Annotated in this window: 7 protein-coding genes; 3 read left to right on the forward strand and 4 right to left on the reverse strand. The window is 66.1% G+C overall.

The features are described from left to right. Positions 1–286: 286 nt before the first annotated feature. Positions 287–844 (reverse strand): cysteine hydrolase family protein, encoded by a 558-nt coding sequence (locus tag BM031_RS12370; RefSeq protein WP_091874872.1) that lies wholly within the window; start codon positions 842–844, stop codon positions 287–289. Between the two features lie 89 nt (positions 845–933). Here BM031_RS12370 and BM031_RS12375 point away from each other — a divergent pair, with 89 nt between their 5' ends. Then, positions 934–1,734: a ferritin-like domain-containing protein gene (locus BM031_RS12375; RefSeq protein ID WP_091874888.1), complete on the forward strand. Its 801-nt coding sequence runs from the start codon at positions 934–936 to the stop codon at positions 1,732–1,734. A 14-nt stretch (positions 1,735–1,748) separates the two neighbouring features. Beyond that, complete coding sequence (locus tag BM031_RS12380) at positions 1,749–4,133, forward strand: DNA polymerase II (protein WP_091874889.1); 2,385 nt, start codon at positions 1,749–1,751, stop codon at positions 4,131–4,133. A 111-nt stretch (positions 4,134–4,244) separates the two neighbouring features. On the opposite strand, the gene BM031_RS12385 is transcribed toward BM031_RS12380, so the two are convergent. From BM031_RS12385 to BM031_RS12395, 3 genes are all read right to left on the reverse strand, one after another. Next, positions 4,245–5,747 carry a tripartite tricarboxylate transporter permease gene (locus BM031_RS12385; protein ID WP_091874873.1) on the reverse strand — a complete coding sequence of 501 codons (1,503 nt, stop codon included), beginning with the start codon at positions 5,745–5,747 and terminating at the stop codon, positions 4,245–4,247. A gap of 4 nt (positions 5,748–5,751) precedes the next feature. Continuing rightward, positions 5,752–6,216, reverse strand: coding sequence for a tripartite tricarboxylate transporter TctB family protein (locus tag BM031_RS12390; RefSeq protein WP_091874874.1), 465 nt, complete (start codon positions 6,214–6,216; stop codon positions 5,752–5,754). A gap of 85 nt (positions 6,217–6,301) precedes the next feature. Continuing rightward, positions 6,302–7,276 (reverse strand): tripartite tricarboxylate transporter substrate binding protein BugD, encoded by a 975-nt coding sequence (locus BM031_RS12395; protein ID WP_091874875.1) that lies wholly within the window; start codon positions 7,274–7,276, stop codon positions 6,302–6,304. Positions 7,277–7,655: 379 nt separating this feature from the next. Between BM031_RS12395 and BM031_RS12400 the strand changes: the two genes are divergently transcribed. After that, positions 7,656–7,924 (forward strand): transposase domain-containing protein (locus tag BM031_RS12400; protein WP_177207742.1); only part of this gene is annotated, 269 nt, incomplete at its 3' end.

Raw genomic sequence — 7,924 nt, forward strand, 5'->3', positions numbered from 1 at the left:
CATATGCAAATTCGGGGTCAGGTCTGACATTTGGACACGACCCCGACTGTACATCTGGCCCTCTGCCAATAATTGGGCGGTTCCGCTGTCTGAACTGGATCTGGAAGCAGGCGCAACGATATTCTAGGCGCGCTACAGCCGAGATCGTGTCCAGATGTCAGACCTGACCCCGAAGTTTTGCCGTACAACGATATTCTAGGCGCGCTACAGCCGAGATCGTGTCCAGATGTCAGACCTGACCCCGAAGTTTTGCCGTACTGGTGTGTGAATATGTCGCGGCGTTGGTTCAGGCCAGCATATGCATGATTTGCTCGCTGGTCGCGACGACGGCGTATTCGCCCGCCAGGTTCGCCAGCGACATCGCATGGACTTCGTCGGCAGGGCGCAGCGTGCCCGCGTGGTCGCGCCGGGCGAAGGCAAAGCAGGCGTCGCTGGCGACCGTCACGGTGAAGCCGAGGTTGCCGGCGCTGCGCACGCTGCACTCGACCGAGATGTTGGTGCTCACGCCCGCCACCACCAGTTGCCCGATGCCGCGCACGCGTAGCCAGCGTTCCAGGCCGGAGTGTACGAACGCGTCCGGCACGTTCTTTTCGACGACGTGCTCGTCCTCGCGCGGCGCGAAAGCCGGCTGGAACAGTGCGCCCGGCTGGCCCGGAGCGAAACCGGATGCGGGGCTGCGCGAGATGTGGCGCACGTGCACCACCGGCGCGCCGCGCGCCCGCCATTGGCCCAGCAGGGTGGCGAGCTGGCTTTCCGCTTCCGGGTTGTTGCGCTCCCCGGCGGCCGGGCTGGACATGCATTGCTGCATGTCGATGATCACGAGGGCTGGATGGTCGAGCTGCATGGGAAGCTGGGCAGGGTGGGCGAAGCCCCCATGATAGCGGCGGCGGCTTTGGTACACTAACGCCTTTGCATAATTGAAGGCCTTTGATGATGGCGCAACCGCTGGAGCTTCGCGCATGCGCTCTGCAATCGCTGCTGGAACCCGATCCCGCCGCGAAGACGGCAGGTGTGGCGGCGCTGGCCGCCGCCCACGCTGCCGGTCACTGGACGGTCGACAGCGAGGCGGACCTTGCCGCGCCCGCCGGCATTCCCGGTCGTCCCGCGCGACCGGAGCTGGTGCCGCCGCGCATGGTTGGGCGCCGCTCGATGGCCACCGTCGAGGGCCGGGCCATGCTGGTGCACGCGCTGGCCCATATCGAATTCAACGCCGTCAACCTGGCGCTCGACGCGCTGTGGCGCTTCCCCGGCATGCCGCCGGACTACTATACCGACTGGCTGCGCGTGGCGAGCGAAGAGGCGCTGCACTTCAACATGCTGCGCGCGCATCTGGCCACGCTGGGCTGCCAGTATGGCGACTTCACGGCCCACGACAGCCTGTGGGAGATGGTCGAGAAGACCAGCGGCGACCTGGTGGCGCGCATGGCGCTGGTGCCGCGCACCCTGGAGGCGCGCGGGCTGGATGCGATTCCGCCGCTGCGCGCCAAGCTGGCCCAGGCCGGCGACCTGGAGGCCGCGGCCATCCTCGACGTGCTGCTGCGCGACGAAGTGGGGCACGTGGAAATCGGTAACCGCTGGTACCTGGGCCTGTGCGCGCAGCAGGGGCTGGAGCCGGTGTCGACCTATGCCGAGCTGGCGCTGCGCTACCGGGCGCCGGTGCCGAAGGGCCCGTTCAATATCGCCGCGCGGCGCCAGGCCGGTTTTACGGAGGCGGAGCTGGCGCGCTTCACCTGAGCCCGGGCATGACGATGGACAGCACCCCGCCACCCGCGCCGCAGCAGCAGGGCTTCCTGCTGACCCGGCACTGGCGCGACCTCGATGGCGGCACCGAGGTGGCGTTCTGGCTGGCCACGCCCGAGGGGCCACGCTGCGTGCGCCTGCCGCCCCAGCCCTCGGTCGCCTTCATCCCGGCCGCGCTGCGCGCCGAGGCCGAGCTGGTGCTCAAGACCGAACGCGGCTGGGAGCTGCGCGAACTGGCGCTGTGCGACTTCAGCCACCGCCCTGTGCTGGGCCTGTACTGCCGCCAGTACCGCCAGCTGCTGCGCATCGAGAAGCGCCTGCGGGAATTCGGGATCGACGTCTATGAGGCCGACGTGCGCCCGCCCGAGCGCTACCTGATGGAACGCTTCATCACCGCCTCGGTGCTGTTCAGCGGCAGGCCTGACGCGCGCGATCCGGCGCTGCTGCATGACGCCCAGCTCAAGCCCGACGGCGGCTATCGGCCCCAACTGCGCCTGGCCTCGCTCGACATCGAAACCAACCAGTTCGGCGAGCTGTATTGCATCGGGCTGGAAGGCTGCGGCCAGCGCCAGGTCTACATGCTGGGCGAGCCGAACGGGCAGGACCAGCCGCGCGACTACCAGCTCGACTTCTGCGCCAGCCGGCTCGAACTGCTCGACCGCCTGGAAGCGTGGGTGCAGGCCCACGACCCGGACGCGATCATCGGCTGGAACGTGATCCAGTTCGACATGCGCATGCTGGCGCAGGCGGCCGAGCGCCTGAACCGGCCGCTGCGCCTCGGGCGGGACGGCAGCGCCATCGAGACCCGCGCGCACGGGCGCTCGGAGCACTTCTTCGTCTCCATCGCGGGCCGCCTGGTCATCGACGGCATCGAGGCGCTGCGCTCGGCGACCTACAGCTTCCCGTCCTTCAGCCTGGAGTCGGTGTCGCAAACGCTGCTGGGCGAGGGCAAGGCGATCGACAATCCGTACAGCCGGATGGACGAGATCAACCGCATGTTCGCGGAGGATAAGCCGGCGCTGGCCTTCTACAACCTGAAAGACTGCGAACTGGTCACCCGCATTTTCGAGAAGACCGACCTGGTGCGCTTCCTGCTGGAGCGCGCCAGCGTGACCGGGCTGGCGATCGACCGCAGCGGCGGCTCGGTGGCGGCCTTCGAGCACCGCTACATGCCGCTGATGCACCGCCAGGGTTTCGTGGCGCCCAACATCGGCGATGTGGCCGCCGCCGACAGTCCCGGCGGCTTCGTGATGGATTCGCGCTCGGGCCTGTACGACTCGGTGGTGGTGCTCGACTACAAGAGCCTGTACCCGTCGATCATCCGCACCTTCCTCATCGATCCGGTCGGCCTGGTGGCCGGCCTGGTCGAGGACGAGGCGGCCACCGTGCCGGGCTTCGTGGGCGGGCGCTTCTCGCGCAGCCGCCACTGCCTGCCGGGCATCGTGCGCCAGGTGTGGGAAGGGCGCGAAGCGGCCAAGCGCGCGCGCAACGCGCCGCTGTCGCAGGCGCTCAAGATCATCATGAACGCTTTCTACGGCGTGCTGGGCACCACCGGCTGCCGCTTCTTCGATCCGCGCCTGGCCTCGTCGATCACGATGCGCGGGCACGAGATCATGCACCGTACCCGCGCGCTGATCGAAGAACAAGGCTACCAGGTGATCTATGGCGACACCGACTCCACCTTCGTGTGGCTGGGCAGTGCCCATGGGCAGGAAGAGGCCGAGCGCATCGGCCACGCACTGGTCGAACGGGTCAACGGCTGGTGGGCCCAGCACCTGCGCGCCGAGTACGGGCTCGAATGCGCGCTGGAGCTGGAGTTCGACACCCACTACCGGCGCTTCCTGATGCCCACCGTGCGCGGCTCCGACGAAGGCAGCAAGAAACGCTACGCGGGGCTGGTGACCAGGCCCGATGGCGGCGAAGAGATGGTGTACAAGGGACTGGAGACGGTGCGCACCGACTGGTCGCCGCTGGCGCAGCAGTTCCAGCAGGAGCTCTACCTGCGCATCTTCAAGCGCGAACCGTATGAAGCCTGGATGGCCGACTACGTGGCGCGCACCCTGCGCGGGGAGTTCGATGCGCTGCTGGTCTACCGCAAGCGCCTGCGCCGCCCGCTCGACGACTACGAGCGCAACGTGCCGCCGCACGTGCGCGCGGCGCGCATGGCCGACGCCTTCCACACCGGGCAGGGCCGGCCCGCGCAATACCGCAACGGCGGCTCGATCCGCTACGTGATGACCACCGCCGGCCCAGAGCCGCTGGAGCTGCGGCGCGCACCGATCGACTACGAGCATTATTTGACCAAGCAGCTCGAGCCGATCGCCGACGCGATCCTGCCCTTCCTGGGCGACAGCTTCGGGCGCTTGACCAGTCCCCAGGGCGCGCTGTTCTAGGCCGCCGTGATGTGAACGCGCGGACGGCGGAGCTGCCCACGCTACAAAAAAAATGCGCGCCGCAGGCATGGCCCGTGGCGCGCATCGGTAACGCCGTTGCCGGCGCCAGCCTTACTCTTCCTGGAACGCTTCTTCGCGCTTCTTGCGCAGCGATGGCAGCAGGACCACGATGAGCGCGCCGGCCGCCAGCGCCAGCATCACGGCGCTGATCGGGCGGGTGACGAACACCATCGGGTCGCTGTGCGAGAGCAGCAGCGCGCGGCGCAGGTATTCTTCCATCATCGGGCCGATGATATACCCGAGCAGCATCGGCGCCGGTTCCGCGCCGAGCTTGGCGCAGATGTAGCCGAACAGGCCGAACAGCGCCATCAGGTAGACGTCGAACTCGTTGTTGTTCAGGCTGAACACGCCGATCGCGCAGAACATCAGGATGGCCGGGAACAGGCGGTGGTAAGGCACCATGATCATCTTGACCCACAGTCCGATCATCGGCAGGTTCAGCACCACCAGGAACAGGTTACCGAACCACATCGAGACGATCAGGCCCCAGAACAGCGCCGGCTGCTCGGTCATGACGGCCGGTCCCGGCTGGATGCCCTGGATGATCATCGCGCCGATCATCAGCGCCATCACCGGGTTCGACGGGATGCCGAGGGTCAGCATCGGGATGAACGAGGTCTGGGCGCCGGCGTTGTTGGCCGCTTCCGGGGCCGCCACGCCTTCGATCGCGCCCTTGCCGAAGTTGGCCGAGTTCTTCGAGACCTTCTTCTCGATGGAATAGGCCGAGAACGAGGCCAGCATGGCGCCGCCGCCCGGCAGGATGCCGAGCGCGGAACCGAGCGCGGTGCCGCGCAGGACCGGGGCGATGATCGCCTTGAAGTCTTCCTTGGTCAGCATCAGGCCCTTGACCTTCTTCATCACCAGGCTGCGGTCCTCGTCGTGCTCGAGGTTGCGGATGATCTCGCCGATACCGAACATGCCCATCGCGACGATCACGAAGTTGATGCCGTCGGCCAGTTCGGGCAGGTCGAAGGTGTAGCGCGCGGCGCCCGAGTTGACGTCGGTGCCGATCAGGCCGAGCAGCAGGCCGAGGATCACCATGCCGATCGCGTTGAGCAGCGAGCCGCTGGCCAGCACCACCGAGGCGACCAGGCCGAGCACCATCAGCGAGAAGTATTCGGCCGGGCCGAACTTGAGCGCCAGGTCGGCCAGGGGCGGCGCGAACAGGGCCAGCAGGACGGTGGCGACGGTGCCGGCGAAGAACGAGGCCAGCGCCGCGGTGGCGAGCGCCTTGCCGGCATTGCCCTGGCGCGCCATCTGGTAGCCGTCCAGCGCCGTCACGACCGACGAGGATTCCCCGGGCAGGTTGACCAGGATGGCCGTGGTCGATCCGCCATATTGCGCGCCGTAATAGATCCCGGAGAGCATGATGAGCGCCGAGATCGGCGGCAGGCCGAAGGTGGCCGGCAGCAGCATGGCGATGGTGGCGATCGGCCCCAGGCCAGGCAGCACGCCGACGGCGGTGCCGACGAATACGCCGACCAGGCAGTAGAACAGGTTGGTGAGGGTGAAGGCCGTTTCCAGGCCCAGTCCGAGGTTGGCAAAGATTTCCATGTGCTTAAGCTCCCGTGAACCACGGGCCGAGGATCGGCATCGGCAAGCCAAGCAGCTTGACGAACAGGACGACGGCGAAAATGGTGAGGCCGACCGCGAGCAGAAGGCTGCCCTTGAGCTCGAACTTGGGGCTGGCCCAGGAACTCAGCAGGATCAGCACGAAGGCGGCGACGGCCAGGCCGGCGGTACGCATCAGGGCGCCGAACAGCAGCACCGCTGCGAGGATGATGACGATATTCTTGACGTGGAACTTGCCGATGGTTTCACCATGGCCGATGAAGGAACGGATCACGTTGGCCAGGCCGACCACGGCCAGCAGCGCGCCCAGCACCGAGGGAAAGTAGGCCGGGCCCATGCGGCCGGCGGTGCCCATCTCGAGCTCCCAGCCAAAGTAGACGGCGGCGAGCCCGAAAAACAGGAAAATGATGCCGATCCAGAAATTCTGAGGATGGCGGACGATGGAAGTCACGGGTTTACCCCTTGTTGCAAGTGATGTGAAAGGGCTGCGCGGGCCATCGGCGCCGCGCAGCCATGCTGCTGCGATAAGGCGGCGCTCAGTCGGCGTACTGGCCGGCCTTGGAGATGATCGGGCCCCAGCGGTCGATTTCCGACTTGACGTGGGCGCGCAGGGCTTCCGGACGGGCGCGCGCGTCGGCCACCGGCTCGGTGCCGAGGTCGGCGAAGCGCTGCTTCACGGTCGGGTCTTTCAGGGCCACGCGCAGCGCGTTCGAGAGCTGGTCGATGACCGGCTTCGGCGTGCCTTTCGGCGCGTACATGCCGTGCCACACCGCCACTTCGAAGCCCGGCAGGCCGGCTTCGTTCAGGGTCGGGACGTCGGGCATCGAGGCCAGGCGCGCCTTGGTGGTCACACCATAGACCTTGACCTTGCCGCCTTTGATCTGGCTGGTGGTGTTGGTGGTCTGGTCGCACATCAGGTCGACCTGGCCGCCCAGCATGTCGTTCATGGCCGGGCCGGTGCCTTTATACGGCACGGTGGTCAGGTCGACGCCGATGGCGGTCTGGAACAGCATGCCGCACAGGTGCGAGGCCGAACCCAGGCCGGCGTTGGCATAGGTGATCTTGGACTTGTTGGCCTTGACGTAGGCCAGCATTTCCTTGAAGTCCTTGGCCGGGAAGTCCTTGCGGGCGATCAGGGTCATCGGCACGTCGGTGACCAGGCCGATCGGCTCGAAGCTGTCCATCGCGTTGTAGCTCAGCTTGCGGTACAGGGCCGGCGCGGTCGAGTGGCCGATGTGGTGCAGGAAGATCGTGTAGCCGTCCGGGTCGGCCTTGGCCACGCGCGCCGCACCGATGGTGCCGCCGGCGCCGCCCACGTTCTCGATGATGATCTGCTGTTTCAGGGTGGTGCCCATCGACTGGGCCACGAGGCGCGCCACCGTGTCGGTCGGGCCGCCGGCGGCGAACGGGACGATCATGGTGATGGTTTTCGTCGGGTAGTTCTGGGCGTTCGCCATTGCGCTGCCGAGCAGGGCGATGGCTGCGACGGAGCGCAGGAATGTCATTTTCATCGGTGTCTTCCTCTAACCTCGTTTATGAGTATGGTGCGTGTGTCGTGCGCGCTGGCCGGGTGGCTTCCAGGCCGTGGTGAAAAACCGGCCCGCCCCTCTGGAGCGCGTGCATACGCAGGGCTTGTTTTACCAGTAAATAGATAGATTTGCAACTACGTGAAAACCCGTATCGCATGCCGTAAACATGCTGTAAAAAGGCCTGCGCCACCTCTTGTGTCATGCGCGCGGCATGATCGGGATCAGGCTTGTTGCACCGTGTTGACAAAAGCATACCCGCCACACACACTCGGCCGGATGGCTAATGCCGTTCAGTTAAGACTGAACGGCATTTTTATTTTGTCGTTGTAAACGTTCCGCATCGCTGTTAACCTTCGTCGCCATGTTCGACGACACCCTCCATTTCCTGGCAAATCAACTCGAGTCTCCCGATTGGGCAAGGCTGGGCGAGCATTTGCCGTATGAATGGGTCGAGCAGGCGGTCCTGAGCACGGAAGCGACGAGCATCCGACATCGACGCTTGCCTGCCGAGCAGGTGGTATGGCTTATGGTGGCCCTAGCTTTGTACAGGCACAAATCGATCAGCGAAGTGCTGGACGATCTCGGCTTGGCGATACCGGATTCACAGACGCCATTCGTCAGCAAGAGCGC

The organism is Massilia yuzhufengensis (assembly GCF_900112225.1).
GTDB classification, from domain to species: domain Bacteria; phylum Pseudomonadota; class Gammaproteobacteria; order Burkholderiales; family Burkholderiaceae_D; genus Telluria; species Telluria yuzhufengensis.